Origin of the sequence: Moorena sp. SIO3H5 (genome assembly GCF_010692395.1) — a bacterium.
Lineage (GTDB): Bacteria > Cyanobacteriota > Cyanobacteriia > Cyanobacteriales > Coleofasciculaceae > Moorena.
This window is the reverse complement of the sequence record NZ_JAAHHS010000029.1, coordinates 1-1,520: the sequence shown is the minus strand read 5'-3', so window position 1 is coordinate 1,520 and position 1,520 is coordinate 1. Positions and strand designations below refer to the sequence as shown.

3 protein-coding genes and 1 pseudogene are annotated in these 1,520 nt (G+C 41.2%); 3 read left to right on the top strand and 1 reads right to left on the bottom strand.

What is annotated here, in order from left to right; translation table 11 throughout:
• The 3 genes from F6K52_RS05180 to F6K52_RS05170 all read left to right on the top strand — a co-directional run.
• A partial coding sequence (locus F6K52_RS05180; RefSeq protein WP_293075003.1) for an ABC transporter substrate-binding protein occupies positions 1-752 on the top strand: 752 nt, incomplete at its 5' end.
• Positions 753-779: 27 nt separating this feature from the next.
• On the top strand, positions 780-929 hold the full coding sequence (locus F6K52_RS05175) for a hypothetical protein (protein ID WP_293075000.1): 150 nt from the start codon (positions 780-782) through the stop codon (positions 927-929).
• Between the two features lie 46 nt (positions 930-975).
• Complete coding sequence (locus F6K52_RS05170) at positions 976-1,239, top strand: methyltransferase domain-containing protein (protein WP_293074996.1); 264 nt, start codon at positions 976-978, stop codon at positions 1,237-1,239.
• Positions 1,240-1,249: 10 nt separating this feature from the next.
• Here F6K52_RS05170 and F6K52_RS05165 read toward each other — a convergent pair.
• Positions 1,250-1,520: pseudogene (locus tag F6K52_RS05165) on the bottom strand (dynamin); the annotation flags it as partial.

Below are 1,520 nucleotides of genomic sequence, written 5' to 3'. Positions count from 1 at the left end.
GGACTGTACCTACTACTGAAGACGAAACTGATATTTTAGTTGACCACCTACTTAAGATAGGTCAACGCCAAGCGGCAGTTTTTTACACTCCTCAAAGCCCATTTAGTAGCTATGGATGGCAGAAATTTAAACAAAAATTTGAAACCAAGGGAGGAAGGATCATAAAAGTCCGAGAGTATGATTTATCCAAAAGTAACTTCAACGCCAACAAAGCCCTAGAGGAAGTCAGGAAATATGGGGAAACCCCCTTGGTGTTATTCCCAGATGCTCAAATCACTGATGCTTTGAAGAATTCCATTGAGTTAATCAAAACTAACAACGGTCGTAATTTGATAGTAGGGGGATGGAATCTCTACAGTCCCCAGACTCTAAGCATCAGAGATTCAAAGCTATTGGAAAAAGTAGTTTTATTTGTTCCCTGGCATCCCCGAAGCAGTCCTAACCAAAAATTTACTGAAGACACTATGAAATTGTGGTATGGATCAGTAAATCCGACTACAGCTATGACCTATGATGCCACTCGTACGTTGATTAAGGCATTAGAAATGTCAAATAAACCGACACGTAAGGGTATCCAGAAAACATTAGCCAGTCCTGGTTTTACTGCTTATGGTGCAACAGGAACCATTGAGTTTACACCCAAGGATCGTCATCGCAAGAATCCTCCTGGAGAATTAGTTAAGATCGTGCCTTGTTCTAAGAGCTTCTTTGGTTTAGCCTTTGTGCCCCTTGAGTATTCTTCTTGTGATTAAAAGCAATCAGCTATCAGCTAAAGGCCTTTGGCCACGCTACGCGAACAGCAATCAGCTATTAGCAATCAGCAATCAGCTAAAGGCCTTTGGCCACGCTACGCGAACAGCAATCAGCTAAAGGCCTTTGGCCACGCTACGCGAACAGCTATCAGCCAAAGGCTGACGGCTGACCGCTGACAGCTGATTGCTTAAGCTAACATTAACTATAAAGAAACAAAATCAGATGAGCAATAATCTTGAGCTAAGTGAGTTCAAACAAGAAGTTGCTACTATTTATGATAACAGGAGCAATTCTTACGATAACGGAGACTTCCATCCTCGGCTTGCTAATGGTCTAATCGAACATGTTGACATTAGACCTCGACAAAAAATCTTGGACATTGCTACGGGAACTGGCTTAGTTGCTATTGAAGCAGCAAAACGAGTTGGTCAGGATGGTCGAGTGGTGGGAGTAGATATTTCTAAATTCTTAATTCTTAATTCTTAATTCTTAATTCTTAATTCAATCTTTCCAAAACACTATTTAATAACTGTAGCTGATAAACCTGGCTACTGGTATCCTGTGGTTCTTGATTTGTTGGCAAACTGAACACTTTATCTGCCTTAGTTTGATACTGACGCACCATCGAGAAAGCGTCATTACTGAAACCAGTCAGATAATCCTGAGCTGCATCACTTAAGGCTTGGGCTACTTGATTGTCATAAGAGTCAGCGGATGAATTTGACTTATCTTTCTTTGCCCCTTTACTGAGGATATAGCTAGCTCCT

Coding starts and splice junctions, on each gene's coding strand:
- F6K52_RS05170 (WP_293074996.1), top strand. CDS start 976: ATGAGCAATAATCTTGAGCTAAGTGAGTTCAAACAAGAAGTTGCTACT.